We start from the raw sequence: 26,843 nt of genomic DNA on the forward strand, positions 1-26,843 counted from the left end.
AAACAATGAAAACAAATAAACTAAAATATCTCTGCATTCTTGGAGCTGTCACCCTGGGCTTAAGCTCTTGCGATGATATGTTTTCTCCAGCTATCGAGAATAACCTCGGTTTAGATTATATGAACCAGAATGCTTCTTACGCAGAGGGTGTGCTCGGTAATGGTTATACACGTATACCATGCGGAAGCTTCCCTTTTAATGAGGTGGCTACAGACGATGCAGTCAGCAATGATAATACCAACAACTGGCGTAAGATTACGTCAGGTACTTGGGCTGCTGACAATAATCCTGCTGAACGTTGGCGTGATTGTCGTTCAGGTATTATGTATATGAATCTCTTCTTGAGCCGCGTAGACCAAGTGCGTTGGGCAGAAGATAAGGTGGCTTCTAAATTGTATGCAGCACGTGAACGTGGTGAGGCTTATGCACTTCGTGCCATGTTTATGTACTACTTGCTCCAAGCTCATGGTGGTTATGATGCAAAGGGTACTCTTCTTGGTGTACCTATTGTAACTACTCCTGAGGATGTCAATTCACAGTTTAATATGCCTCGTGCAACATTTGCAGAATGTATGAAGGCATTCTATGCGGACTGTGATAGCGCTTTAGCTTTGTTGCCTATGCGTTATAGCGATATCTCTTCTGTTAACGAAATACCAGCTTTGTATAAGCAGATGGGTGCTGACGTGAGCACACTTAACCGTGTCTTCGGTGGTAAGTTTAATGGTCGTATGGATGGTACTATCGTTAAGGCTTTCCGCAGTAAGGCTGCTCTTCTTGCAGCAAGTCCTGCTTATGCTGACCAAAGTGGCACTGATTACAAAGCAGCTGCTGACTATGCTGCTGAGGTTCTCGATGCTAATGGTGGTCTTGCAGGTATGGATCCAACAGGTTGGCACTGGTTCTCTAATACAGCTGAAATCAATGGATTGAAGGATGGTATCAATCCTAAGGAAATACTTTGGCGTGGTCAGAAATCTAGCAACAACGACTGGGAAAAAGATAATTATCCACCTTCTTTGCAGGGTAAAGGTCGTATCAACCCAACTCAGAACTTCGTAGATGCTTTCCCTATGGCTAACGGTTATGCTATTACTGATGCCAAGAGTGGTTTCGATCCTGCTCATCCATATGATGGCCGTGACCCTCGTTTGGCAGCATTTGTAGTTCTCGATTCTTCTAAAGTTGGTTCTGGTGATAAGGAAATCTATACACATGTAGGTGGTCTTTATGATGGCATCGACTATGAACAGGGTACTTCTACACGTACCGGTTACTATATGCGTAAGTTGCTCCGCCAGGATATCAACCTTGAGCCTAATGTGAATACTAAGCAGGATCATTATACTCCACGTATCCGCTACACAGAGATCTTCTTGAACTATGCTGAGGCTGCTAACGAAGCTTTTGGTCCAGAGGGCAAGGGTGGTCATGGTTATAGTGCTTATGATATCATCAAGGCACTTCACGATCGTGCTGGTGTAGGTAATGATTATCTCGAGAGTATCAAGGGCAATAAAGAGGCTATGCGACAGCTTATACGCAACGAGCGTCGTATCGAACTTTCTTTTGAAGGTTTCCGCTTCTGGGATCTTCGTCGCTGGAAGGCTCCTATCAATGAACCTGCTATGGGTATCCGTAAGGTTATCAATGCTGACGGTTCAGCTACCTATAATAAGGTAGAAGTAGAGAAGAGAAACTTTGCTGACTATATGTATTATGGTCCAATTCCTTACACTGAGTGCTTGAAGTTTAGTGAGCTTACACAGAATAAGGATTGGAAGTAATTCTCTGATACAATAATTGATTTTAATAAGATAACAAAGATGAAAAAGATCTTTTTTGCAATATTATCTCTCTGTTCACTCGTTCTTGCTTCTTCTTGCAAGAACGGTGATGTAGAGTTCGCCGATTTTGATTACCAGTCTGTGTATTTTGCTAAGCAGACACCAATTCGTACCATTACTTTAGGCGAGGACGATGCATTCCCTAATGAACTTGATAATGCACACATGTGCCAGCTTCAAGTGGTGCTCGGTGGTGTTTGGTCTAACAAAGTCGATCGTCATGTGAAAATAGCTGTTGATAACAGTTTGGTAGATAATCTCAAATTTAATCAGATTGAAGGTGAAAAATTTGTGAATACAGGTAAACCTGTTGTAGCAATGCCTTCTGATTACTATTCTCTAGAGACAACAGATGTCGTTATTCCTGCAGGTAAGGTTCGTGGTGTTGTTAATGTAAAACTGAACGATGCTTTCTTCAACGATTTGAAGTCTGCTTATGTTACTTACGTTATTCCTGTTCGTATTCTTGAGGCAGGTAATGATACCATTTTAGAAAATAAGAACTATACCCTTTATGCAGTAGAATATAAGAATCCGTATTCTGGCATTTGGCTCAATACCGCTGACAATACGTCTAAGAGCATGCTTACCTGTTATGATATGAATTCAGTAAACTATGCACATAGCGAGACGGTTACAACTGCAGAGTTTAATGCTAATGGTGAACCTGTTTACAAAGATGGTAAACTTCAGACTGTATCTAAGACACTTGATGGCAATGCTATTCTGACGATTGGTGCTGATGGTAACATAACCTTCTCTACTAATAGTGCTGACTGCAAAATCAAGGGCACCGGTAAGTTTGTCAAAAATGGTTCAAAAGTTGACCATAGCGTGGCTTGGGGTGACAGAGAACGTGATCTTATCGAAGTAAATTTTGATGTTATTTACAGCTATGAAGATTATGATGAAGCCACTCAGAAGAAAGTAACTCGTGAAGTAACTAAGAACTACAACGAGAAACTAGTTCTGATTTCTCGTGGCAATCACTTGCGTGAATTCACAACAACCAAATAATCATTACAATGAAAGTATTAAATTCTTTATTATACGTTGCAGCAGGACTCTCTCTTACAGCTTGTGCAGACCAGGATATTCCTGGTTTCACAACGGATGAGCCTGCTGAGGTTATCGCTCAAGACGAAATCAATTCATATGGTACGTTGAAGAGCTATGTTAACCGTGATAAATATCCTCAGTTTGTAATGGCCGGTGCCGTTAATGCAGAACAGTTTAACCAAGTAGGTCAGCTTTATTCGCTGGCTAAAGCTAACTATGATGAAGTGGTAACAGGTAATGCGTTTAAGTATGCTTCTGTTGTTGGTTCAGATGGTACCTTGAATACTGCTACGGTAGAGTCTTTTGTGAATAATGCTACAAATGCAGGTCTTACTGTTTTCGGTCATACTCTCTGTTGGCACTCTCAGCAGCAGGTAGCTTATCTGAATAGCCTTATAACAGACCCTAATGCTACTAAGCATGTGCTTTATATCCACATGGGCGAACCTAAAGCCAACAACTGGGATCGTGAGCTATATGTTAATCCTACTACTGAATTACAGAGCGGCAAAACTTACACCTTAAAGTTGCGTGTAAAAACTTCTGCTGCTTGTGATGTAACGGTATGGCCTCAGGGTGATGCTACTCAGTATTGGCCAACTCCTTCATTCAAGTCTACTACAGAGTGGACTACTGTTGCGCAGGCTTTCGAGGCTAAGAGTGCTTTGAAGCAACTTCGTTTCGAGTTGGGTACTCTTGGTGGTGATATTTGGATGGATGATGTACAACTACTCGATCCAGATGGAAATAACTTGATAGCCAATGGTACTTTTGAGGAAAATGCAGACGGTTGGACCAAGCCTTCTTGGCATGAATACGAAATCAAGACGGTAGCCGACCCAGACCAAGAAGGTGGTGGCGGTGGTATGACCGAAGAAGTGAAGAAAGATACTCTTACTTGGGCACTCAATAACTTTATCTCTGGCATGATGAAGGCTTGTAATGGTAAAGTTAAGGCTTGGGATGTCGTAAATGAGCCTATGAGTGATGCCGCTCCTGCAGAACTTAAGACCGCTGGTCGTGATGGTGATCCTAAGAAGTGTTTCTTCTGGCAAGATCATCTTGGTAAAGATTATGCCCGTTTAGCTGTGAAGTTGGCTCGTAAGGCTGCCAGCGATTCGGTACAGTTGAAACTGTTTATCAACGATTATAATCTTGAAGCTGCTTATAATAAGAATGCTAAACTTCAGGGTCTTATCGATATGATAAAATATTGGGAAAGCGATGGTGTTACCAAAATTGATGGTATAGGTAGTCAGATGCACGTTACTTATAGCATGAATCCTAAAACTCAGGCTGCTAACGAGGAAGCTTATGTAAACCATCTGAAGATGATGGCAGCAACAGGTAAGTTGGTGCGTATCTCTGAGCTCGACATGGGTATCGCAGATGCAGAAGGTAATACCATTAATACTGCTGACGTTACTGAAGAACAGCAACAGTTGATGGCTCAATACTACAAGTTTATTGTATCGAAGTACTTTGAAATCATTCCTGTTAACCAGCAGTATGGTATTTGTAACTGGGGTCTTCAGGATAGTCCTAAAGGTAGTGGCTGGAGAGCTGATGAACCTATCGGTCTTTGGGATGCAAATTGGGTACGTAAACCTGCTTATGTAGGCTTCTGTGAAGGTTTGAAACAGGAGTAAGAAGAATCTTATTATTATCAATAAATTCTTTATAAAAGTTTCGCTAGTGATTACAATTATCACTAGCGAAATTTTTGTTACGACAAATGTAATAATGAAAAACATGAAAAAGAAAGTCTATCGACTTTTGTGGTATTAAAATAAAAAGTTGTGTGTTTAAAGAGTTGAAGATCTATTTATAAAAAGTTAGCCGTATATACCAAATATGATTTCGTTGGTTTCCAACACAAATTAAAGTCGAATATGACGTGTCTTTTACGAACAGGCTTTCGAAATGATGTATATACTAGTCAAATACAATAATTGGCATGTGTTACTACTCCTACTGTAGGGGACTAAATATTCTGTAACTATTTAATGATAAAAGAGGTTAAAAAAATAAACAATGTATCTAGTTTATATATAATTTTGCAAGAAAATTAATCACTTATTTTTATATAACTGATTAAGTCGTATAACTTAATTCAATTATGGCCAAATGAAGTGTTGAGACGTGCAAGAGATCTTATACGTAACACACTTGATTTAAAAGGAAACATACCTTTAAATGTAATTATATCTGGTCGATAAATAAATTTATTTTTTATGATGAAGAGATTGTTATTGTTTTGGGGCTTTCAATGGATCTGCTTTTTTTGTCATGCCCAGGCCGATTATATTGGCTATGTGAATAGTATTTACTGCAAAATGTATAAACAGCATAAGGAAAAAGGAATAAAAACCATTAGTGTTGGAGGGAATATTTATGCTTTAAAAGACCTCTGTTTCGATAAGAGCAAAGATGATTTTTTTTCCATGATAAAAAGCAAGGAAACATATTCTTTTGGATATAATCTTAGTTCAATTTTGGAATTAAAGTTTAACGATGGCAGTTCTCTCTACTATGAATTATGGTCTGATTATGCAGGAGAAAACGAAAACACGTACGATTATGAAATAGTACAAATATATGATACTGAGGGCGAAAGTCTTGCTGCTAAGGGGGATTATCTGAAATGCGGAGCTGGTATCAATGATCCTGACGGCTACGTGAATGTCAGAAGTAAAAAAAGTGCGAAGTCTAAAGTTGTAACTCAAATTACGAAAGACCAGATATTCTTATATACACCTTCATCCAAAAGCAATTGGTGGAAGGTATATCTGAAAGATGGTGGAAAATGTGTCGGCTATGTTTACAAGGACAAAATTCTTCCTTATCGAAAATGTAGCACCAAGATAAAGGAAAAGATAGAACACGAGATGAACTGCGAGGCATATTGAATAACAACATCGAGGATGGACAAATCAGAGCCATCCTCGATGTTCTAAAATTTTTGTGTTCTCACGGACAATTTAGGGAGCATCCTCTGCGTTATGGATGAGAACGGCACGAAGGTCTTCGATGCCTCCTACGATGTGTGGGGCAGACAGACTGTTACGCTAAATACCATAGGCTTGCACCGTGGCTACACGGGACACGAGATGCTCATGGAGTTTGACATCATCAACATGAACGGGCGGCTGTATGACCCTGTCCTCGGCCGCTTCTTCAGCCCTGACAACTATGTTCAGATGCCGGACAACAGCCAGAACTTCAACCGCTACAGCTATTGTTTGAATAATCCGCTGAAATACACGGATCCGAGTGGGGATTTTTGGAACCTTATCATAGGTGCTGCTATTGGAGGAGTCTTCAATTGGGCGTCACATGGATTCCAGCTTAATGCGAAGGGACTCGGCTACTTCGCCACTGGTGCAGTTGCCGGAGCTGTCGGTGCAGGATTAGCATCAGGAGTGAACGTTGCCATGGCAGGAGGTAATTTCTGGACTGGAGCAGCAGGATTAGCCAAAGGAATAGCTTCTACAGGATTCCTTGCTGGTGCTGCTTCGGGTGCAAGCGCTGGGTTTGCTGGTGGCTTTATTTACGGTGCAGGTAATTCATGGGTTGATGGACACAGTTTTGGGAAAGGTCTTCTCGCTGGCTTAGGTTCTGGAAGCTTAGGAGCTTTGGAAGGTGGTATTGCTGGAGGCCTAATTGGTGGACTTGATGCTTTAGATAAAGGCACAAACTTCTGGACTGGCAAGGCGAGTTTTAATACAACAGGTGCTATGGCCTGTACAGAAGGTGCTCCGTCTGATTTCAAAATTGGCGATATAATTGATGTCAAATATAAGGGAATGTTTGAGGGACAATATGTTTATGAAAGTAAGCAACTTGGAACATATGCAAGTGGTAATTATGCAGGTTTTACACTTCCCGATCAAGGTATTGTGGTAGGCGATGGAGTTTTTTCCAGTGGGAAAAAAGGAGGATTGGCTATGTTGCAGCATGAATTTGGTCATGTCCTTCAATACAGGAAAGTTGGTGCCATTGATTATTATGATGTCATTGCTAAAGAAAGCTTATTAAATTGCGGATATGACAAATTGTTTGGTACAAATACACATAGTACATATTGGACGGAGACTTGGGCTAACTATTTATCTAAGAATTACTTTGGCGCTGAATGGCTTGGAGTTGAAACACTTTCACGAAAGAATTGGCAGTTCTATTATCCCTCAAAGGATCCTAGCAGATTGCTTAAATTTATAAAATTTGGTTGGAAAGGTCTCCGTATTTGACGATGTAATAGGATTTAGCCCAAATTGGTCAGAAATAATTAATAGAAACTATTCTTTTAATCTCAAATAGACCGATTTGGGCTTATTAAGCCAGAAAATTATGAATAAAATAATAAAGAAAATTAATAAACAACAATCTTTCGTATTTCTTGTTTTTTGTACATGTATGCTCACTTCCTGCGTTATGGACAGAATAACTTCATTTGGTATAAGGAATAGTTCAAATGATACTCTTTATATCGAACTTTCAGAGTCAGATTCTCTTGGTGATTTAATATATTGGTGCGAGGATTCGAATGATTTGATGCCTCCAACTTGGCCTACAGACACAACCGAGATATATATCAATAACAAAAAAGTAGTCATAGATAATCGTTTCTATGCATTGCCAGACTCAACCGTGCTCGTAAGTCCATACTCATTTGACACTAAAGATACCTGTTACATATATGCTATAAAAAAGCAGATAATTGAACGTTATACATTAGATAAAATCCGTGAGAGAAAACTCTATGACCGACAGGTTGTAACCAAGAAAGATTTCCATGATCGCCTCTTCGAGTACAGGCCTGTAGGTATGTCATCAAATTCACATTAGGCAGCCTTTTGGAATGTACAAGTATCAATGTGGCAAAGATGCCTCAGATTTTGGCGTACTTAGGTAATCGTAATACGAAGAATGATAGATATATGGCTATTGTCATTAGAGATAGCGGCACGGTGAAATATTATCTTGCCTTCACGGACAATTTAGGGAGCATCCTTTCCGTTACGGATGAAAATGGTACAAAGGTTTTCGATGCCTCCTACGATGCGTGGGGCAAGCAGACGGTAACGCTCAATACCATAGGCTTGCGTTTGAACAATCCGCTGAAATACACGGATCCGAGTGGGGATTTTTGGAACCTTATCATAGGTGCTGCTATTGGAGGAGTCTTCAATTGGGCGTCACATGGATTCCGGCTTAATGCGAAGGGACTCGGCTACTTCGCCACTGGTGCAGTTGCCGGAGCTGTCGGTGCAGGATTAGCATCAGGAGTGAACGTTGCCATGGCAGGAGGTAACTTCTGGACTGGAGCTGCAGGATTGGCGAAAGGAGCCATGGCCTATCAAGGATGTAAGCCAAAAGAATTTAAAATCGGAGATAAGATTAAAGCAAAATACGTCGGAAGATTCGAAGGTCAAAGAGTTTTTGAAAGTAAGTATCTAGGTTCACTATCAAGTGGTGAATATGCAGCTTTCACACTACCTGACATAGGCATATTCGCTGGTGAGGGCGTATTCTCTAGTAGCCAAATAAATGGACTCGTAATGATGCAACACGAGTTCGGCCATGTCCTCCAGTATCGAAAAGTAGGAATAGATTTTTATTATGAAGTCATTGCTAAAGAAAGTGCGATGAATTGTAATAACTTTTTTAATATATTGCACATGAAAAAAATATCGATAGTGGTAAAAATAGTTTTGATGTTATTGATTTTAGATATATTTAGTTCTTGTATTATGGACAGAAAAACCACCCTCTATATAAAGAACTGTACAAAAGACACCTTATTAATAGAGTTATCGGAGGCAGACACTCTTGTTAACTGGCAATTTTGGGGTAAGCAAGCTGCGGATGTCGTTTCGCCGAATGATACAGACGAGGTAGATATTGCATTTAATAAAGCTATCATCGGCAGTTTTGCGTTACCAGATTCAACTATCTATATTGACCCATATATATATAGTCACTATGACACTTGTTACCTTTATACCATTAAGTGGAATATAGCAAAAAAATATTCAATGGATGAAATCCGTGCAAAAAAGCTCTATGACAGACGGACTGTAACCAAGAAGAACTTCCATAACCGTTTATTCGAATACAAAAAATGAATACTTTAAAGTTATCTATAATTACTTGTTTTTCAATACTATATTCTCTCACATCTTTTGCAGAGGTAAAATCGAATGTCAGCATTGAAATAGGAAGCTTCGACTCTATACCATCAGTGATAGATGGTGGATGTTGTGTCTTTTATAAGTATCCAAACAAAATGCGAAATAAAAGCTACATAATGGTGAATGACCTTGCAACCACGGCCTACATGGTGATTAATCGTCGTCTAGAAGAGTTTACTCTTGTATCCAATCGGAAAGACGTATTTTGGTACAAGAATAAAAGGTTTACTTTAAAAGTGACAATCAACCATACACAAAGCAAAGGTGATAGTGAATTCTATAATGTGAAAGGCATTCTTATTGTGGAAGATCGTAACAAGAATCAACGGAAACTAGCTTTTTGCGGGAATTGTAGCTGGTAGTTTATACTTTGTAGCATTTGATGTAATTGATGTCTTACCCATAAGTAGTAATGAATAGCAGGTGTGTGGGGATTAGCATTCGCAAGTCCCTACACATTATGTCCTAAGACTCTGTTGGCAATTGGGTGTCTCGCTGACTATTGCTTCTTATATACCTACAACAGTAATAACCAGCTGTCATTATTAGTGCTATATTTTATAGCTATTACAGAATATTATCCCTTAATAAGATTACTAAGTATAGAATCTTTTTTGATTCGTTCGTCGAAGTTATCGGACACTGCACCCACGAATATACCTTGTGTGAGCATGCCGTCAATTTGGTAGTCATTTTCCATTCACTGCTACATTTTTTTTAGTGCCTGCTTTTGTGTAGCGGTTTCTGTAGCAGAAAATGACAGAATGATGATTATCAAAATATGGTTTGGCTGTCAAGCGAATGTGGATAAAAACAAGGATAAAGTGACGTATTGTCTGACGTCCTCTTGAAACCTATTTGTGGACCAGCCTGGGCTTGAACCTGGGACCTCCAGATTATGATGTGTATCCATTGACAGCAGCGCAGAACCTGTACCACCTTTGTGGTCTCGAATATGAAAGTTACCTATTGAGTACTAAAAAAGTTAAAAAAAATAAACAATGTATCTAGTTTATATATAATTTTGTAAGAAAATTAATCACTTATTTTTATATATCTGATTAAATCGTATAACTTAATTCTATTATGGCCAAATGAATTATCATGAAAACAAAAAGATGGAAATATAAATTCTGGTAATCGTGGTGATTTTAAGGAGAGGTATAACGGCAAAGAACTTGACCGTTCGAAAGGTCTTGATACTTATGACTATTTAGCTCGCATGTATGACCCTTCATTGGGCAGATTCATGTCTGTAGATCCGCTCTGTTGGAAATATTATAGTATAAGTCCGTATGTGTATTGTCATCAACCCATGGTGGAACAATAGGTGAGGCCATAGCAATAATGCGAACTGCGAAAGAATGCCGCACAGTTAGTCCAACTTCAACCAAACCATATTAACAAACGAAATTGGTTATGTATAGAATCTTATTTATATTATTTTTTATCATATTATGTGGATGCCAAAATGATAAGGATGGATTGTCAAATCCCGTAGTGATCAATAGTATTGACAGCATATGTGTTTTATGTGAACCTATAAGGAGTGGTCCTTTTGAACATGTTTGGCTTGATGAACACTATCTGACAGACGAAAGGAATCCGAGGTTCGAACAATGGATTTATGGCGATAGTATTGCTAAATACTGTAATGTTGAGGAACTGACAGAATTGGCAACAAAACATAAATCTATGGCAGTGCGTTTTGTTGCATTTAAAATGTTATTGAAGAAAGATTCCCATAGAGCAATAAAAATTGTGATTGATGATGTTGATAGCAACGATAGTATCATCGCAACTCATCTGGATGAAGGCTTTCCTCGACTATTATCTGGGTTAAGAGTAGGCTACGTACAAGGAGATAGAAAGATATATAATATTTCCGTTGCAGACTCTTTGGCAGTCGTTGACGCCGTACTTAAGTCGAAAAACAAATCGAAATTTTATTTCTATTCTTCGATGGAACTAAGAGATAAAATTAGAAGTAGCCAGTAGACCCCACCTTTGTGGTCTCGAATGTAAAAGTTACATCAGATGTGTCTACGTTCTCTATTGAAGAAGTTATCGATAATGGGAAATGGCTGTCATATAAAAATGGAAAACTAATAGAGAAACATTCTTCTAATTGGCAACCTGGCTCAATAGATCCTGATGCGAATGATAAATTTAAAAACTTCTTAAAGAAATTACGAGAAATGCTATTTAATACACCTAAAATTTACAAAAGATGAAAAAAGTTTTATTTATATTTATTGGAATAGTAATAGGGGCAATTTGCACAACTTTTGTTTTCATGTTTAATTATAAGAAGGATATTTCTTGTACAAATAGAACTTCTTTAATAGAAGATAGTTTAAAGCAACAAATTGTAAAATATGGTAATCATGATGCCTATGATGAATTATCTACATTGTGTTTGCCTGATGATGAATTATGTCTGCCAACCCAAAAGCAATATGATATTTTATTCTATGATTTGCTTATGGCAGAGAAATATGATGATATGTATGCATGTTATGAGGTTTATCGTTTATTATTCGGATATAAAGAAAACAACATGTTCGCTAATAGTAAAAATACTGAGATAAAAGAATTGGCACTTTATTATCTTAGAAAAGGATCAGATTTAGGCCATTATAATTGTGCAGATATAATATATAATCTTCTCAAAGATAATAAACTTCCTCGCCAAGATTGGAAACCAATGCAATATTATAAGGAAAGAGCTGATTCTTTGCGTTCTGTAATGCTGTCTCAATAGACTTCTAATTAGTTAACATTCAGTTAATTATGTTGGTTTGTAAATTTCTCGATAAAATTTCGTTCTGTTGGATATAGTGCTTATCAAATCTAACTATATATGTTTTCTAGTATAATGCATTAAGTCCTTGAAACATAATATGAGTACATTAAATAAAAAACTAACTTCGTTCTTCAAAAATGGACATTGGGGAATTGTAAATGCAGAAGGACGGATTATAATCCCTGCTTGCTATGATGCAATTCTCGGTTTCGATTATAATGAGAGCGCACACCTTTTTTTATTTTCAGTAAAGAAAGGTAAATTATGGGGTGTCATAGATCAAAATTCTGCAGTAATTATTCCTTTTTCTTATCAAAAGATAGGGGTTTTCAGTAAAAATATGTGTTCTGTTTGTAGAGATAAGAAATGGAATATCATTAACCAAAAAGGTGAATTACTACTGGAAAGATGGTATAAAGAGATTATACGGTTGAATCATAATTGTTATGTTTTGTACAATGGGATACAATACCGTCTATTTAACATTTCCAATAGAAAAAATAAAAAGATTTGTTATGATGAAAATGGCATATATTCATATGATGGGAAAACGTTGTTATTTCCTTTTGTAAAAAGTGGTGTGGTATTTGTAAAAGGTGGAGTACAAAATCTTTCATATTCATTGACTAATGACCCAGATTACAAGTTAAAACCACAAATATCTAATATTAAAAGGATAGTTTTTGCAGAAGGGGTTATTAAAATAAATGCAGGATGGGCCGGTTTGTTGTTAGAAGAATCTGAACACAATAAAAAGATTGCTATAAGTCTTCCTTCAACGGTTTCGATTATTAATAATGAAGAGTTTGAGAAAATGGATAGTAGTATTAGTTATATCTATATTCCTAGAAGGAAAGCTCACACTTTGAAATCTATATTATCTCATCAATTACTTAAGCATGTCAGAATTAATAGGATTTTTTGTAATTCTTGTATAGATTTCTTGCACTATCCAAGCGAGACTTTTTTTACTTTTTGGTTACCATCAGGTCGTGGCTTTAAAAGTTATTTTTGTCTCATAATATATTTGATTGGTATTGTATTTTTTTTAATTCATGGCTATCATGCTTACTATAATACATTTCTGCTTAATCATCTTAATTTGTTAGTTATATTTTTAGTTGTGGCATTCTCATGGCTTGTTGGTGTAAAAATTATGAAAACGAAAGGTTATCGCAAAGTATCTACCAAAGCAAATTTTCCATTTTGCAATATCATTATTAACTGGTATATTTTCCTTTCAATAATTTTGATCATTCTTTTTAATTCCATTTTTATAATAAATAAATATTGTTGTAAACAATATGAATTGGCTGTAGGAAATATTATGTCTTTATCTATAACTTCCAGAAATGCCCGTATTATGCACTTAAAGATTGGTCCTTCTGAAGGTTCTGCAATTTACTATTATGTCGGTGATGACTCCTTTGATGGTATAAATACTTGTAAAGTTTATTATAGTAAAGGCTTGTTTGGTTGGTTAGTTGTTGATTGTATAACGCATTGACGTGTCATTGTCAAGGATCATTTGGGTAATCATCGAATCGTCCAGACCGAAAAAGGCAAGGAGTATGATTCGATGTATGGTCTTGAAATGTATGATTATGGTGCACGACTATATAACGGACAGAGTATAAGTAAAAAATATTATGATTGCCTCCTAACCTTGTTTGATTAGGAGGCGTTAAAATCATATCTAAGTTTTAGAAGTTATACCCCAAAGAAATCATTAAGTTCTTATTTTTGAGAGAAATATTGTCGTAATCCTTTAATAGGTTTACGAAACCCCATTCATATGCCATGCCTACGTAGTAATGCTGGCTGAAAGTTACACCTGCACCAATTTTAAGACCTGCATCGAAACGATTGGTATCGTCATCAAAGTAATCTCCGCTTGCAGTTTGATTGCCACTAGACAAGGTTCCTGAACCGCCTAGGCCGTAAGCTAAGTATGGACCTGCTTCGAGTGAAATATTGACTTCATCAGAGGCTTTGATACGATAAGAGGCCAGAACTGGAACTTCAAGATAAAGTGGTTTACCTTCTGCTGAACTTTGGTTTGTTGCATCTGTGCTGAAGCCTTTTTGTGAGAAGAATAAGCCTGGCTGGATGTAGAAATTCTCTGCTACAGGGATATCTGCTATAGCACCTATGTGGAATCCTACTCGACTACCTAGATTTATACTTGCGTTAGTTTGAGAACCACTTGTAGTAATGTTGGCAATGTTCAAACCTGCGCGGATACCAAATGTTACATTGTTTTGTGCTGAAGCATTTAATGTCAGAACAGCTGTGAGAGCTGCTAAAAAGATTTTTTTCATTTTAGTGTGTATTTAATAAGTTTTATTACGATACTAAATGGTTATATTCGTATGCAAATGTATAAAAAAAATCCCGAATTATACTCAATCTATCTTACAATTCTTACATCTTCCTAAAAATCTTTCAAAAGAAGCCTTTGAATGTAATTTGAGAAGCTATTTACAGAAAAATCGAATATCTGTCGTTGGTGTATAATGTAAGTTATTATTATTATGTTGATGGAAATGTTTTTTTACAAGCACTGTTCTTTTTTGTTTTTCACCAGGTAGAATTTTTATTCTTGCTTAAGAATTATTTTGTTTGATGTATCATTTCGTAAACTTCTTGATATATATGACAAAATGTACTTTTATTTTTTTTGTTTGATGTAATCTTTGATAAACTCTTTGATACAAAATCTAAAGTTATTTTGTTTAAAATGCTCTAATTTTGCAGAAAACAATATTAAAATAATTGAAAATAACGAAAAACAATTTTTATCGATATGAAACCTATATTATCTCTTCTCGTTATGGCTTCTTTGAGTGTAAGTAGTTTTGCTCAGGATGCTGTTTTCCAGAATTTTAAGTATACTGGTAACGAAAGTCGTTTTGCTAAAAATATCGACACCAGTAAAGAATATTATAATCCGGTATTGGCTGGTTTTTATCCAGATCCATCTTTATGCCGTAAGGGTGATACCTATTATTTGGTTAACTCTTCTTTTAGTTTTTATCCTGGTGTACCATTGAGTACGAGTAAGGATTTGATTCATTGGAAACCGGCTGGATATGTTCTCAATCGTGAATCTCAGTTGCCTTTGACTCGCCAAAATATTTCAGGTGGTATTTTTGCTCCAGCGATTTCTTATAATGAGAAGAATAAAACTTTTTATATGATTACCACAAATGTGGGCGCAGGTAACTTCTTCGTAAAGAGTAAGGATCCTGAGAAGGGATGGAGTGACCCGATTTATCTTCCTAAGGTAAATGGTATTGACCCAAGTTTCTTCTTTGATAAGGATGGTAAAGGCTATATTGTTCATAATGGTCCTGTAACAGGTAAACAGGAATATGAGGGTCAGCGTGCTATTCGTCTTTTCGAGTTTGATGTGAAGGGTGATAGCATTAAGGGCGATTTTACAGAGATTGTTCGTGGTGGTACCCACGTTCAGAAAAATCCGATTTGGATAGAGGGTCCACATCTTTTCCGTGTTGGCAAATATTATTATCTGATGTGTGCTGAAGGTGGTACCTGTGATTGGCATTCTGAAGTAATCTTCCGTGCCAAGAGTCCAAAGGGTCCTTGGGAGGAATGTCCTGATAACCCTATATTGACTCAGCGTACAGGTCTTGATCCTAACCGTCCTGATATCGTAACCAGTGCCGGTCATGCAGATATTGTGCAGAGTAAGGAAGGTGATTGGTGGGCTGTATTCCTCGGCTGTCGCCCATATCAGGATGACTTCTATAATACAGGTCGTGATACTTATCTTTTGCCTGTAACCTGGAAAAATGGTTGGCCTATTATTCAGCCTAAGAATACTGCAATTCCTGCTGTCAGCAAGATGACGAAGTGGCAGGAAAAACTGAGTGCAGGAATGAAGAATCAGGGAGAATTCTCTGGTAATTTCAGCTATGAAGATAAGTTTGATGGTGAAAGCTTAAATCAGCGTTGGATGTTCCTTCGTAATCCTTCTGCCTTCTGGAAAACCTCTGCCGAGGGATTGGTGATTTCTCCAAAACATGCTAAGATTAATGAAAAGGAGAGTCCTTCTGTAATCTTTACTCGTCAGCAGCATACTAACTTTACTGCTGAGACTACTGTTCGTTTCGCTCCTACAAGTGAAAAAACACAGGCTGGTTTGGTATTGATGCAGAAAGAGGATCATAACTTCGTGTTTGTCAAAACTCTTCGTGCTGGTAAACCGGTACTTGTTCTTGAAAGAGCTGAACGTGGTAATGCGGTTATAGCTTCTACGGAATTGACAGGTGTACATGCTGCTGGTAACGAACCTCTTCGTCTCAAGGTGGTAGGTAACGGTCGTTACTATGATTTCTATTATGCAGAGGGTAATGCTGATTACCAGCTCTTAGCTAAGGGTGTCGATGCTGTTAATTTGAGTACACACCAGAGTGGTGGTTTCATTGGTGCGGTAATCGGACTTTATGCCGTGAAATAATAGCCTAGTAAATAAGATATTAAATGTGAAATAAATATTCCTATATCAATCTCTTCCCCCTCGTGAGAGGGGGGAGACCTAATAACCTTAATTCTTTATTGTCTTTCTCTCCTACAAAAAGGCAATAATCCTATTTAATTTATAACGGATAAGTGTGCTTTCTTCGGAGAGTACACTTTTTTTAGAGAATGATGAGTAATCATAACCAATAATAAAACCAAAAGCAATGAAAATCTTTCAAAAATTACTGCTTGCCTCTTCGCTTTTTGCGAGTCTCCAGATGCAGGCTCGTGAAATCCAAGTGAAGAGTCCTAATGGACAAATCGCCGTTACATTGAGTGATGACGCTGGTCTACTGAACTATCAAGTCAATCTTGATCAGTATACTTTTATCCTTCCTTCGCGTCTAGGTCTGAAGATGGATTTGGGTGATTATACTGATCAGCTTGCTTTGACTGAAGAATATCAAGTGAAGAAGGTGACGGATCATTATGAACTTCAAACGATAAAATGCAGCCGTGTAGACTATGAAGCCAATGAGCTTACAGCAACTTGTACTCAACATGGTAATAAGGTTTTTGATATTGTGTTTCGTGTGAGCAATCGTGACGTTGCTTATTGTTATCGTGTATATCCTCAGGGGGATAAAAACTCAGGAGTGATAACAAGCGAGGCGAGCAGTTTTAAATTTCCGTCAAATACCACGACTTTCCTTTGTCCACAGGCTGAGCCGATGCATGGTTTTGCCGGTACATCGCCAAGTTACGAAACTTCGTATACTATGGATGATCAGTTGGGTAAAAATGGATGGGGACAAGGATATACTTTCCCATGTCTTTTCCGAGAGGGTAATGCCGGTTGGGTACTGGTTTCTGAGACGGGTGTAGATGCAAATTATGTAGGAAGTCGACTCATGGGCCATAAAGATGGTACTTATAGTATAGGTTTTCCACAGGCAGCTGAGATGAATGGACAGGGAAGTACCTCCGTAGCTATTGCCCTTCCTGGTAATACTCCGTGGCGCACGCTTACTCTTGGCAAAACGCTTGCACCTATCGTTGAAACTACTGTTCCTTATGATTTGGTGCAACCGAAATATGAAGCATCTCAACCTTATATTTATGGGGCTGGTACTTGGAGCTGGATTATCCAGATGGATGGTTATACTCGCTATGATGAACAGAAGCGATATATAGATTTTGCAGCGGCTATGGGATATAAATCGGTTCTTATCGATGCTCTTTGGGATACACAGATAGGAAGAGATAAAATTGCAGAACTTGCCCGATATGGTGCTGCCAAAGGTGTGGGTATTTATCTTTGGTATAACTCTAATGGAGCGTGGAACTATGCTCCTCAAGGGCCTCGTGGTATCATGAATAATACGATAGCCCGTAAGAAGGAGATGAAATGGATGCACCAGATTGGTATACGTGGTATTAAGGTAGATTTCTTTGGTGGTGACAAACAGCCGATGATGAAACTTTATGAAGATATTTTGAGCGATGCCAATGATTATGGTCTGATGGTTATTTTCCATGGATGTACTCTGCCACGTGGCTGGGAGCGTATGTATCCTAATTATGTAGCCAGTGAGGCTGTTTTGGCTAGTGAGAATCTTCACTTTGGGCAGGGCGCCTGCGATGCAGAAGCCTTTAATGCTTGCATCCATCCGTTTATCCGTAACACTGTAGGTAGTATGGATTTTGGCGGAAGTACTCTCAATAAGCATTATAGTCGTGATAACCAGAAGGGTACTACCCGTAGAACTTCAGATGTTTATGCTTTGGCTACAGCCGTACTTTTCCAAAGTAGTGTTCAGCATTTTGCCATGGCGCCTAACAATCTTGAGGATGCTCCTGCATGGGCTATTGATTTTATGAAGAAAGTACCGACTACTTGGGATGAGGTGAGGTTTATTGATGGTTATCCTGGTAAGTATGTTATTTTAGCTCGTCGTCATGGCAATACTTGGTATATTGCTGGTGTAAATGCGAATAAGACTCCTGTTAGATTAACTCTTCATTTACCGATGCTTCAAGCAGGACTGGCAACTCTGTATGCTGATAAATGGACCAAGAAGGTGACTGATATTTTGTCTGAAGATTTGGGAAATGTTTCTCAGGTTAAGGTTGGTAAAAAGGGAACATTGACTATCGAGATGAAACAAAACTGTGGTTTTGTTCTCGTGCAATAATATATTATTCTTGAGAAGTTTTAGTTTGGTAACTTCTCACTTTATTCCATAAAAAAAGACGACAGGCGATATTCTCGTCCGTCGTCTTTTTTTATGGAATGAGGTGATTTGTTTTTACCAACTTCCGCCGGCTCCACCACCGCCGAAACTTCCGCCTCCAAATCCACCAAATCCTCCGAATCCGCTGCTACCACCGCTACTGCCGTGGTAGAAACCTCCACCAAATCCTCCGAATGTAGCAGAGCCTCCTTTGCCACCACTATGTTTGTCACCAAAGAAGCAATAGAGGATAAAAAGGAAGATGAGAACAAAAATAAATATGATACCGATGATAGTATCATCGTCGGCATTTTCTGCATAATTGTTTACGTCGATTTCACCTTTAGCAATAGGCATCAATATATGCAACGCCGCCCAGACACCTTCACTATAATTATTTTCTTTGAAATGAGGTATCATTTCGTGGTTAACTACCTTATAGCAGACGGCATCAGGCAAAGCTCCTTCCATACCATATCCAGTGGCGATGAAAGCCTCACCTTTAGTTTCGTTTTTCGCTTTAATCAGAATGACGATACCATTATTATATTTTTTGCCACCTACGCCCCATTTCTGTCCAAGTTGTTGGGCGAAATCTGCCTTGTCTAGCCCTTCTAGATCATTTATGGTAACGACAACAATCTGATTGCTAGTCTTTCTAGCAAATTCTTCCAGGCTATCTTCCATAATATTGGCATCAGGGAGGATTCCTGCAAAATCGTTTACCAGTTTGGGTGGGTTCGGTTTATCTGGAATCTGAGCAAAGGTTCCTATGGTAGCCAATAGTACCATGAGGGTAAGTAATGCAGATTTAATCTTCATAGGTAATTTCATTGCTCAATTCGTTGATATCATCTTTAATGGCAGGGAAATAATGGGTTAGTTTATTACCAATTTGTAGGATGGTTTCACATAATCCATTGCAAGTTTCGCCTGCTTTCAATTTTTCGCCTAACAACGTTAGGGTGTCTTTCCAGAAGTCATCTGGTACAAGTTCGTTAATGCCTTGATCGCCTAGTATTGCGAATTTGTGAGATTTATAAGCAATAAAAATCAGTACAGCATTGCGACGCTCAGTCTCATAGAGTTTTAACTGATTAAATTTCTTCTGGGCTGTCGTCATAACGTTACCCCAACAGCGTGGAGTAACATGTACACAAATCTCGCCAGAGGTTTGGCGCTCTGCTTCTGTTATTGCACTAACGATACGTTGCTGTTCGTCGGTAGTAAGAAAATCGATGAGAGCCATGACTTAGTCGAAACTAACTTTTGGAGCTTTATCAGCACCAGCCTGTGCTTGGAAATATGGTTTAGCTTGAAAACCAAACATGCCGGCAAAGATATTCTTAGGGAAAGTTTTCACAGAGGTATTATACGAACGAGCTATTTCGTTGAAGTTCTTACGCTCCACAGTGATACGGTTTTCGGTACCTTCTAATTGAGCTTGAAGTTCTTTAAAATTCTCGTTAGCTTTCAGGTCAGGATATCTTTCCTGAACAACGAGCAGTCGGCTTAAAGCAGAACCGAGTTCTCCCTGTGCATCTTGAAATTTTTTCATAGAAGCCTCGTCAAGTGTGTTTGCGTCTACTTTTACACTTGTGGCATTTGCGCGAGCCTGAATAACGCCTTCCAGAGTTTCCTTTTCATGCTTGGCATACCCTTTTACTGTTTCTACAAGATTTGGAATCAAGTCAGCGCGTCGTTGGTATACGTTTTCTACTTGAGCCCATGCTTCTTCTACTTTCTGTTGTTCACCTACTAAACTGTTATAAGTACTAACAGCCCAGATAGCGAATACGGCTACAACAGCTAAAATGATAATAAGAGTTTTTTTCATATATACTTTCTTCTTTTGGTTATTCGAAATAATTATTTTAGTAATTCGAATTCAAAAATACAGAAAAAAGAAGTAAGTGCCAAATTTATTTTACTTTTTTAAGGAGTGTAGCGAACAGGTGAGTGTAGAAGAATTTTCCACATCATCGTCTGGCCTGGTGATAGAGGTAAGACATGGTCTTCCCAGGTGCATATCGCCTGTTGAATGATATTCGTATAATACAACTTAATATGTTTGTATTTGTAAATACAACTAAAATTAGTTGTTTTTTAAGATACAACCGTAAAAAGTTGTATTTTTAAATTATTATCTATAACTTTTCCACATATTCAATTCTATTCATATAAATATGAAGAATAAAGCAGTCATTACTGGTGATATTGTTCGCTCTGAGTTTATTGGCCTGGACAAAAGGGGTGAATTACTCAAAGCTCTTCAGCAGGTTTGCGAGGAACTACAGAAGTTTAGTCCCATGAAAATGGAAATATACCGTGGCGACAGTTTCCAGATTGTTATGGAAAGACCAGAGGTTTCGTTGAAAGTCGCTACATTAATCAGATCCTATCTCATCTCTAAGACTCCTCAGGGAGAGAAGAACATCTGGGATGCCCGTATATCTATTGGCATAGGCGAGATAGACTATGTCAGTACTAGTATAGTCGTATCTGATGGCGAAGCGTTCAGGTTGTCAGGTCGTGGACTGGATAATCTAGATAAAGCTCGTATGTGTATTTCTACCAAATGGGATATGGTCAATGAAGAAGTTGCCGCCAGTATAGGTTTTGTTGATTATACCATAACAAAACTGAGTGTCAATCAAGCACAGTTATTATATATGACAGATGCATTGGAGCTATCTCAGCTGGAAATAGCCGCAAGGATAGGGAAGTCGCAACAGAATATCAGCAAAACACTTATCACTTCTCTTGAGCCGCTACTTGCTTTATATTGGGAACATTTTGAAAAACTCATCAATAGATATAACGAAGAATGAATATCTTGATTCTTGTAAAATTACTGGTTGCTCATGCAGTAGGTGATTTCTTCTTGCAGACAGATGGTATCTGTGAGGGTAAGATATTAGGAGCTTTTGCCTTGGCTGTTATACAAGGTAAGATTTAAGGCGAAAATGTAATCCACTTATGCGTAGGTATAAGTGGATTTCTTATATTTCTGTTTTTGGTTTCCGGCGATGATGAGGTCTAGACACCAGGTATACAAGGAATATATAAGCTATCTGACACTTACGCACTTGATGCCGATTAGAAGTTGTGTTCTTGGATTTGGAATGAAGTAAAACGTAGATGGGCTTGTGTAGTACGGATACCAAACCATCCCGATGTGAGGGCATCTTTACCTTGATAGTCGGCTATCTTCTCGCCATCAAAATAGATTGCGGTACTATCTTGTTTTACCACGATTCGGATGGTATACCAATGATTAGCCTTGAGTAGGTGATCTTGATCAGTATATTCTTTGATGATTGCTGGACGAAGTTCGGCATCAGTTTGTAAGATGGAAACTATTTATCTATAAAGATGATTCTTCTTTTTGTGAATACTCTTTTTTGGCGCTTTCCTTGTTTTTTTGTACTTTTGTAGTTGCTATTTTTAACAAGTAAGATAACTCTATGATTGTTTTAGTATTATTAACTATTATTCTAGGTACATTCATTCCTTTACAGACAGCAACTAATGCGCGTCTTCAGCGTTCTGTAAGTTCGGCTCTTGTGGCTTCATTTATTTCGTTTGTCATTTCTACTATCCTTTTGGCTTTTATTGCCTTAGGGACGGGAGAACTAGGTAATTTTTCTTCGATAAATATTTCGGATATTCCTTGGTGGTCTTGGACAGGTGGACTCTTCGGTGCGATGTATGTTGCCTATATTACTTTTCTCTTCCGTACCATCGGAAGTGTACAGACTATCGTATTACCCATTTTCGGTCAGCTTGTTTTTAGTCTTTTTATTGATAAATTCGGTTGGTTTGATATGCCACAATGCAGTATTAGTGTGGTACATATATTGAGTGTTATCTTCGTTTTTGTTGGTATTTTACTTATTGTAAATCAACCGGTTAGTAGCCGTTTTAAACAAAGTGAAAAGGTTCAGGTTGATACGAAAACAGTATCACAGAATGTTTCGAAAAAAAATAAATGGCTTCCTCAAATCTCTGCAGTATTGATAGGTGTCATTTTGACGTTGAACAGTGTAGCTAATGGTCGTTTAGGAGTCGGCTTGTCTAGTGCGCTAAATGCTTCCTTAATTTCGTTTATCGCCGGAACGCTTTTCTTAGGAATACTTTGTTTGATTACTCATACGCTTGGACAAACTGTTTTAGGGTTTCAACGACAAGATCCGTGGTGGATTCGTCTTGGTGGTGTCTTTGGAGCCATTTTCGTTTTTGGCTGTACTTATCTTATACCACACGTAGGTGTAAGTGCACTCAGCGTACTAACCCTCTTAGGGCAGATGGCATTGAGTCTGGTTATCGACAAATATGGATTGTTTCAGGCCGATAAAAAGACAGTATCTGTGCAGGCTATTCTCGGTATTCTTATTATGCTGGGAGGAGTAGTTGTTTTCAACTTTCTTTAATTTTATTCTAAACACCCCAAAAGACATGAACGGTATATTTTCAGCTGAAAGCTTATTAAACCAGATTATAATCAGTTGTAACGATTTCCTTTGGACTTATATTTTAACAGGAGGTCTTGTGATTTGTGCCTTGTGGTTTACGTTCAAGACTAAAGGTTTCCAGTTTACGATGTTCCCAGAGATGGTTAGATTGTTGGGTGAGGGAACCCAAAAAGATGGAGGCGAACATATATCTTCATTCCAGGCATTTGCAGTTAGTATTGCTTCGCGTGTGGGCACAGGTAATCTTGCAGGAGTAGCGTCTGCTATCGCCGTTGGTGGTCCTGGTAGTGTCTTTTGGATGTGGATTATCGCTCTTCTCGGTTCGGCTACAGCTTTTGTAGAATCGACTTTGGCACAATTATATAAGCGTCGTGGACGCCATTCGTATATTGGCGGACCTGCTTATTATATGTATTATGGTATGCATTCTAAATGGATGGCGGGCATTTTTGCCTTGCTCATCACAGTAACCTTCTGTATGGTGTATATTAGTGTGCAGGCTAATACTATTGTAGGGGCAATGGATAAAGCTTTCGGTGTAGATCCTGTCGTTATGGGTATCATCCTGGTGGTATTGTCTACAGCATGTATATTCGGAGGAATCCAACGTATAGCGAAGGTGAGTAGTGTGCTTGTACCGGTTATGGCTGTGCTTTATGTGTTGCTAGTAGTCTTTATTATCCTGACAAATTTCAGCCTTATTCCGCATGTTTTCGAGGTCATTGTCAGTAATGCTTTTGGATTTGAACAGTTTGCCGGTGGAACTTTTGGAGTGATGCTGATGAATGGAATAAAGCGTGGACTTTTTTCTAATGAAGCGGGAGAGGGTAGTGCTCCAAACATAGCTGCTTCTGCAGATGTTTCGCATCCTGTTAAGCAAGGTTTGGTACAGGCTTTAGGCGTCTTTACTGATACTCTATTGGTCTGTAGTTGTACAGCTTTCATTATTATTATCAGTGGAATCTATGATCAAGGCGATTTAAGTGGCATCCAACTCACACAAGGTGCACTGCAGCATGAAATAGGCTCTGTTGGACCTACTTTTGTAGCTGTTGCCATTTTCCTTTTCGCCTTTAGTAGTATTATAGGTAATTATACGTATGGCGAGATGAACGTTCGGTTCCTTACGCGAAACAAAAAATGGTTGTTGGCCACCCGTATTATGAATGCTGTAGTGATGGTGTTTTTTGGAGCGATAGCAAGTCTTGATCTTGTCTGGAATTTAGGTGATCTGTTCATGGGCTTCGTTACGATATGCAATTTAGTAGCTATCGTCAGTTTAGGCAAGCATGTCTTTTTTCTACTTGATGATTATCGCAAGCAAAAAAAGGCTGGCATCAAGAGTCCTGAGTTTCATCGTTCTCAAATGCCAGAAATTGAGAAAGATCTTCGTTGTTGGGATTAGTTCTCGTATAAGTAGGGTGGAGATTTTTATAGAAGTTTTGTTTAAAGCTTATTTCGATAATAAGCCATATTCTCTTCAGGAATAAGGCATTGAAAGCATCAAGCTTTTTTATGTATTGTGGAATATGGTCTCAAAACTGGTGTTTTAAGTAGACTCAGTTATTTCCTGTTTTTCAAATCTTATGAGGGTTTCTGGATAGGATGTACAAATGCTACAGAGACATAGAATCCTGTTGCAGTGATACGTATTGAACTACTTCTGACTTTTTCCTGCTTGTAATGGTTTGACTGTCAAATAAAATGCCAAAAAACAGTGCTTTCAAAAATCGTCATCTAGCTCAAAATATTCAACTTTTGATCAGCCTGTTTGGACTTTTTTCTTCCCCTCGATTTTCTCTCCCGCCAAAACCACAGCTCCTAGGGGTCGAAACCTAAGACTTTGTTCGCTAAACTCTATGACCTTATCGCATCAACCCTAAGCTTTCGACCCCTAGGAGCTGGGGTTTTGGCGCCCATTTCTTGAACCAAAGAAACGTTGAATGTGTAATATGCTGATATTCAGGAAGATACAAAAATTCTTCAAAATTCACGTATTTGAGGCATTCTTACATTGCAATTTCAAATACGCAAGTCTCATGAGGGTTATTGTCCGTAAAATTCAAAACCCCTCTTTTGTTGTACATGTCGTAAACGAAAATAACTGACCTCGCCAAGGAACTTTGTTGCCTTAGACTCGTCAGCTATCTGAAGCCCTCTGTTTTTCAAAAGAGCAATCTAGTCAGCGATGGATAACGCTTGCTTGGTATATAATCTCAATGTGGTCATAAAAGCAAAAGACCCGCCCTGGTTCGCTGGTCTTAAGGGAAGCGTGGCGGATTCTGTTGCTGCAAATATAGATAGATTATTGGGATTAAGCAAACCTTTTGCCAAGAAAATGATTGTTACCACCGCCTTTTTCGTCTTTTCTGATTTTTCTTTAATCCTTTATCCTTATATATATTATAATGTGTACGTCCACGGGAGCAAGCTTTCATTGTCAAAGAATGCGCAAAATTGTAGTTTTTTGCAATTTTTTCTTGAAAACATTTGGAGGTTATGGATATTTTGTATACCTTTGCACTCGCTTTCAAACAAACGGAAGCAGCCAAATAACGTTGGTTACGAGGCTTAAAAGAAAGAGTTCTTTGAAAAGATTACATAGACAGAGAAGTAGTACAAGAAGCGTTCACATATTATAAATATGTGTGAATGGGTAACAAAAACGAACCGTCAAGTTTAGTTTTTGTCCAGGCTTTAAACCGACTTCAATAAAAGGATAAGCGTCCTTGAAACAGAGACAAATAATCTATTCAATTAGATATTCAAAGATATTTTACAATGGAGAGTTTGATCCTGGCTCAGGATGAACGCTAGCTACAGGCTTAACACATGCAAGTCGAGGGGTAACATGAAGAAAGCTTGCTTTCTTTGATGACGACCGGCGCACGGGTGAGTATCGCGTATCCAACCTGCCCATAAGTAGGGAATAGCCTTGCGAAAGTAAGATTAATGCCCTATGGTTTCCGTCGAGGACATCTGAGATGGAATAAAGATTTATCGCTTATGGATGGGGATGCGTCTGATTAGGTAGTAGGCGGGGTAACGGCCCACCTAGCCGACGATCAGTAGGGGTTCTGAGAGGAAGGTCCCCCACATTGGAACTGAGACACGGTCCAAACTCCTACGGGAGGCAGCAGTGAGGAATATTGGTCAATGGACGGAAGTCTGAACCAGCCAAGTAGCGTGCAGGATGACGGCCCTATGGGTTGTAAACTGCTTTTTTAGGGGAATAAAGTTAGCCACGTGTGGTTATTTGCATGTACCCTACGAATAAGGACCGGCTAATTCCGTGCCAGCAGCCGCGGTAATACGGAAGGTCCGGGCGTTATCCGGATTTATTGGGTTTAAAGGGAGCGCAGGCCGTTTGGTAAGCGTGTTGTGAAATGTCCGGGCTCAACCTGGGCACTGCAGCGCGAACTGTCAGACTTGAGTGCACAGGAAGCGGGCGGAATTCGTGGTGTAGCGGTGAAATGCTTAGATATCACGAAGAACTCCAATTGCGAAGGCAGCTCGCTGTAGTGTTACTGACGCTAAAGCTCGAAAGTGCGGGTATCGAACAGGATTAGATACCCTGGTAGTCCGCACGGTAAACGATGGATGCCCGCTGTTTGCCCTTCGGGGTGAGTGGCTAAGCGAAAGCGTTAAGCATCCCACCTGGGGAGTACGCCGGCAACGGTGAAACTCAAAGGAATTGACGGGGGCCCGCACAAGCGGAGGAACATGTGGTTTAATTCGATGAT

The 26,843-nt window shown here is 38.7% G+C and carries 24 protein-coding genes and 1 rRNA gene (1 of these 25 only partly in view); 20 read left to right on the top strand and 5 right to left on the bottom strand.

Annotated features, from left to right (window positions below; all coding sequences use genetic code 11):
- The first annotated feature begins 5 nt into the window (after positions 1 to 5).
- The 12 genes from L6471_RS00380 (at position 6) to L6471_RS00435 (ending at position 13,413) form a co-directional block, all read left to right on the top strand.
- Entirely contained in the window at positions 6 to 1,787 is a 1,782-nt protein-coding gene (locus L6471_RS00380; protein ID WP_027453842.1) for a RagB/SusD family nutrient uptake outer membrane protein, read from the top strand.
- 39 nt (positions 1,788 to 1,826) lie between these two features.
- Positions 1,827 to 2,864: a DUF5627 domain-containing protein gene (locus L6471_RS00385; protein WP_237796988.1), complete on the top strand. Its 1,038-nt coding sequence runs from the start codon at positions 1,827 to 1,829 to the stop codon at positions 2,862 to 2,864.
- Between the two features lie 8 nt (positions 2,865 to 2,872).
- On the top strand, positions 2,873 to 4,555 hold the full coding sequence (locus L6471_RS00390) for an endo-1,4-beta-xylanase (RefSeq protein ID WP_237796989.1): 1,683 nt from the start codon (positions 2,873 to 2,875) through the stop codon (positions 4,553 to 4,555).
- A 687-nt stretch (positions 4,556 to 5,242) separates the two neighbouring features.
- The gene (locus L6471_RS00395) at positions 5,243 to 5,815 is read left to right on the top strand and encodes an SH3 domain-containing protein (RefSeq protein ID WP_237796990.1); all 573 of its coding nucleotides are present in this window, start codon (positions 5,243 to 5,245) and stop codon (positions 5,813 to 5,815) included.
- Between the two features lie 93 nt (positions 5,816 to 5,908).
- A complete protein-coding gene (locus L6471_RS00400; RefSeq protein ID WP_237796991.1) occupies positions 5,909 to 7,156 on the top strand; it encodes an RHS repeat-associated core domain-containing protein in 1,248 nt (415 codons plus the stop codon).
- A 184-nt stretch (positions 7,157 to 7,340) separates the two neighbouring features.
- Positions 7,341 to 7,754 (top strand): hypothetical protein, encoded by a 414-nt coding sequence (locus tag L6471_RS00405; RefSeq protein WP_143031392.1) that lies wholly within the window; start codon positions 7,341 to 7,343, stop codon positions 7,752 to 7,754.
- Positions 7,755 to 7,783: 29 nt separating this feature from the next.
- Positions 7,784 to 9,034, top strand: coding sequence for a hypothetical protein (locus tag L6471_RS00410; RefSeq protein ID WP_237796992.1), 1,251 nt, complete (start codon positions 7,784 to 7,786; stop codon positions 9,032 to 9,034).
- 161 nt (positions 9,035 to 9,195) lie between these two features.
- Positions 9,196 to 9,462 (top strand): hypothetical protein, encoded by a 267-nt coding sequence (locus tag L6471_RS00415; RefSeq protein ID WP_036929582.1) that lies wholly within the window; start codon positions 9,196 to 9,198, stop codon positions 9,460 to 9,462.
- A gap of 764 nt (positions 9,463 to 10,226) precedes the next feature.
- On the top strand, positions 10,227 to 10,430 hold the full coding sequence (locus L6471_RS00420) for an RHS repeat-associated core domain-containing protein (protein ID WP_081456325.1): 204 nt from the start codon (positions 10,227 to 10,229) through the stop codon (positions 10,428 to 10,430).
- Between the two features lie 89 nt (positions 10,431 to 10,519).
- Entirely contained in the window at positions 10,520 to 11,098 is a 579-nt protein-coding gene (locus tag L6471_RS00425) for a hypothetical protein (protein ID WP_237796993.1), read from the top strand.
- Positions 11,099 to 11,330: 232 nt separating this feature from the next.
- Positions 11,331 to 11,864 (top strand): hypothetical protein, encoded by a 534-nt coding sequence (locus L6471_RS00430; RefSeq protein ID WP_237796994.1) that lies wholly within the window; start codon positions 11,331 to 11,333, stop codon positions 11,862 to 11,864.
- Between the two features lie 139 nt (positions 11,865 to 12,003).
- Positions 12,004 to 13,413: a WG repeat-containing protein gene (locus L6471_RS00435; RefSeq protein ID WP_237796995.1), complete on the top strand. Its 1,410-nt coding sequence runs from the start codon at positions 12,004 to 12,006 to the stop codon at positions 13,411 to 13,413.
- 196 nt (positions 13,414 to 13,609) lie between these two features.
- Here the strand turns inward: L6471_RS00435 and L6471_RS00440 are convergent, their stop codons facing one another.
- Positions 13,610 to 14,227, bottom strand: coding sequence for a porin family protein (locus L6471_RS00440; protein ID WP_237796996.1), 618 nt, complete (start codon positions 14,225 to 14,227; stop codon positions 13,610 to 13,612).
- 485 nt (positions 14,228 to 14,712) lie between these two features.
- Here L6471_RS00440 and L6471_RS00445 point away from each other — a divergent pair, with 485 nt between their 5' ends.
- A complete protein-coding gene (locus L6471_RS00445; protein ID WP_027453886.1) occupies positions 14,713 to 16,389 on the top strand; it encodes a glycoside hydrolase family 43 protein in 1,677 nt (558 codons plus the stop codon).
- A gap of 226 nt (positions 16,390 to 16,615) precedes the next feature.
- Positions 16,616 to 18,586, top strand: coding sequence for a glycoside hydrolase family 97 protein (locus L6471_RS00450; protein ID WP_094448645.1), 1,971 nt, complete (start codon positions 16,616 to 16,618; stop codon positions 18,584 to 18,586).
- 114 nt (positions 18,587 to 18,700) lie between these two features.
- Here L6471_RS00450 and L6471_RS00455 read toward each other — a convergent pair whose 3' ends face one another.
- Genes L6471_RS00455 through L6471_RS00465 form a run of 3 tightly spaced genes read right to left on the bottom strand, consistent with a single transcriptional unit; the run spans position 18,701 to position 20,462 of the window.
- Positions 18,701 to 19,447, bottom strand: coding sequence for a TPM domain-containing protein (locus L6471_RS00455; protein WP_237796997.1), 747 nt, complete (start codon positions 19,445 to 19,447; stop codon positions 18,701 to 18,703).
- Positions 19,437 to 19,874: a TPM domain-containing protein gene (locus tag L6471_RS00460; RefSeq protein ID WP_074550541.1), complete on the bottom strand. Its 438-nt coding sequence runs from the start codon at positions 19,872 to 19,874 to the stop codon at positions 19,437 to 19,439. The genes L6471_RS00455 and L6471_RS00460 overlap by 11 nt, the downstream gene beginning before the upstream one ends.
- A gap of 3 nt (positions 19,875 to 19,877) precedes the next feature.
- Complete coding sequence (locus L6471_RS00465; RefSeq protein WP_006282208.1) at positions 19,878 to 20,462, bottom strand: LemA family protein; 585 nt, start codon at positions 20,460 to 20,462, stop codon at positions 19,878 to 19,880.
- A gap of 349 nt (positions 20,463 to 20,811) precedes the next feature.
- Between L6471_RS00465 and L6471_RS00470 the strand changes: the two genes are divergently transcribed.
- Together L6471_RS00470 and L6471_RS00475 are read left to right on the top strand one after the other, a co-directional pair.
- Positions 20,812 to 21,456: a hypothetical protein gene (locus L6471_RS00470; RefSeq protein ID WP_027453883.1), complete on the top strand. Its 645-nt coding sequence runs from the start codon at positions 20,812 to 20,814 to the stop codon at positions 21,454 to 21,456.
- Positions 21,453 to 21,584, top strand: a complete 132-nt coding sequence (locus L6471_RS00475; protein WP_237796998.1) for a DUF3307 domain-containing protein — start codon at positions 21,453 to 21,455, stop codon at positions 21,582 to 21,584. The genes L6471_RS00470 and L6471_RS00475 overlap by 4 nt, the downstream gene beginning before the upstream one ends.
- A gap of 140 nt (positions 21,585 to 21,724) precedes the next feature.
- On the opposite strand, the gene L6471_RS00480 is transcribed toward L6471_RS00475, so the two are convergent.
- Positions 21,725 to 21,988 carry a DUF6250 domain-containing protein gene (locus L6471_RS00480; protein ID WP_317221436.1) on the bottom strand — a complete coding sequence of 88 codons (264 nt, stop codon included), beginning with the start codon at positions 21,986 to 21,988 and terminating at the stop codon, positions 21,725 to 21,727.
- A 104-nt stretch (positions 21,989 to 22,092) separates the two neighbouring features.
- Here L6471_RS00480 and L6471_RS00485 point away from each other — a divergent pair, with 104 nt between their 5' ends.
- From L6471_RS00485 to L6471_RS00500, 4 genes are all read left to right on the top strand, one after another.
- On the top strand, positions 22,093 to 23,058 hold the full coding sequence (locus L6471_RS00485) for a DMT family transporter (protein WP_237796999.1): 966 nt from the start codon (positions 22,093 to 22,095) through the stop codon (positions 23,056 to 23,058).
- A 25-nt stretch (positions 23,059 to 23,083) separates the two neighbouring features.
- On the top strand, positions 23,084 to 24,505 hold the full coding sequence (locus L6471_RS00490; protein WP_094448641.1) for an alanine/glycine:cation symporter family protein: 1,422 nt from the start codon (positions 23,084 to 23,086) through the stop codon (positions 24,503 to 24,505).
- A gap of 783 nt (positions 24,506 to 25,288) precedes the next feature.
- Positions 25,289 to 25,675: a hypothetical protein gene (locus L6471_RS00495; protein WP_237797000.1), complete on the top strand. Its 387-nt coding sequence runs from the start codon at positions 25,289 to 25,291 to the stop codon at positions 25,673 to 25,675.
- A gap of 203 nt (positions 25,676 to 25,878) precedes the next feature.
- Positions 25,879 to 26,843, top strand: a 16S ribosomal RNA gene (locus tag L6471_RS00500) (it continues 565 nt past the right edge of the window).

The organism is Segatella bryantii, assembly GCF_022024215.1.
GTDB classification, from domain to species: domain Bacteria; phylum Bacteroidota; class Bacteroidia; order Bacteroidales; family Bacteroidaceae; genus Prevotella; species Prevotella bryantii.

What these genes read in the sequence shown, in the direction of transcription:
- L6471_RS00380 (WP_027453842.1), top strand. Translation starts at nt 6, where the DNA reads ATGAAAACAAATAAACTAAAATATCTCTGCATTCTTGGAGCTGTCACC.
- L6471_RS00385 (WP_237796988.1), top strand. Translation starts at nt 1,827, where the DNA reads ATGAAAAAGATCTTTTTTGCAATATTATCTCTCTGTTCACTCGTTCTT.
- L6471_RS00390 (WP_237796989.1), top strand. Translation starts at nt 2,873, where the DNA reads ATGAAAGTATTAAATTCTTTATTATACGTTGCAGCAGGACTCTCTCTT.
- L6471_RS00395 (WP_237796990.1), top strand. Translation starts at nt 5,243, where the DNA reads ATGTATAAACAGCATAAGGAAAAAGGAATAAAAACCATTAGTGTTGGA.
- L6471_RS00400 (WP_237796991.1), top strand. Translation starts at nt 5,909, where the DNA reads ATGGATGAGAACGGCACGAAGGTCTTCGATGCCTCCTACGATGTGTGG.
- L6471_RS00405 (WP_143031392.1), top strand. Translation starts at nt 7,341, where the DNA reads ATGGACAGAATAACTTCATTTGGTATAAGGAATAGTTCAAATGATACT.
- L6471_RS00415 (WP_036929582.1), top strand. Translation starts at nt 9,196, where the DNA reads ATGCGAAATAAAAGCTACATAATGGTGAATGACCTTGCAACCACGGCC.
- L6471_RS00425 (WP_237796993.1), top strand. Translation starts at nt 10,520, where the DNA reads ATGTATAGAATCTTATTTATATTATTTTTTATCATATTATGTGGATGC.
- L6471_RS00430 (WP_237796994.1), top strand. Translation starts at nt 11,331, where the DNA reads ATGAAAAAAGTTTTATTTATATTTATTGGAATAGTAATAGGGGCAATT.
- L6471_RS00435 (WP_237796995.1), top strand. Translation starts at nt 12,004, where the DNA reads ATGAGTACATTAAATAAAAAACTAACTTCGTTCTTCAAAAATGGACAT.
- L6471_RS00440 (WP_237796996.1), bottom strand. Translation starts at nt 14,227, where the DNA reads ATGAAAAAAATCTTTTTAGCAGCTCTCACAGCTGTTCTGACATTAAAT.
- L6471_RS00445 (WP_027453886.1), top strand. Translation starts at nt 14,713, where the DNA reads ATGAAACCTATATTATCTCTTCTCGTTATGGCTTCTTTGAGTGTAAGT.
- L6471_RS00450 (WP_094448645.1), top strand. Translation starts at nt 16,616, where the DNA reads ATGAAAATCTTTCAAAAATTACTGCTTGCCTCTTCGCTTTTTGCGAGT.
- L6471_RS00455 (WP_237796997.1), bottom strand. Translation starts at nt 19,447, where the DNA reads ATGAAGATTAAATCTGCATTACTTACCCTCATGGTACTATTGGCTACC.
- L6471_RS00460 (WP_074550541.1), bottom strand. Translation starts at nt 19,874, where the DNA reads ATGGCTCTCATCGATTTTCTTACTACCGACGAACAGCAACGTATCGTT.
- L6471_RS00465 (WP_006282208.1), bottom strand. Translation starts at nt 20,462, where the DNA reads ATGAAAAAAACTCTTATTATCATTTTAGCTGTTGTAGCCGTATTCGCT.
- L6471_RS00470 (WP_027453883.1), top strand. Translation starts at nt 20,812, where the DNA reads ATGAAGAATAAAGCAGTCATTACTGGTGATATTGTTCGCTCTGAGTTT.
- L6471_RS00475 (WP_237796998.1), top strand. Translation starts at nt 21,453, where the DNA reads ATGAATATCTTGATTCTTGTAAAATTACTGGTTGCTCATGCAGTAGGT.
- L6471_RS00485 (WP_237796999.1), top strand. Translation starts at nt 22,093, where the DNA reads ATGATTGTTTTAGTATTATTAACTATTATTCTAGGTACATTCATTCCT.
- L6471_RS00490 (WP_094448641.1), top strand. Translation starts at nt 23,084, where the DNA reads ATGAACGGTATATTTTCAGCTGAAAGCTTATTAAACCAGATTATAATC.
- L6471_RS00495 (WP_237797000.1), top strand. Translation starts at nt 25,289, where the DNA reads ATGGATAACGCTTGCTTGGTATATAATCTCAATGTGGTCATAAAAGCA.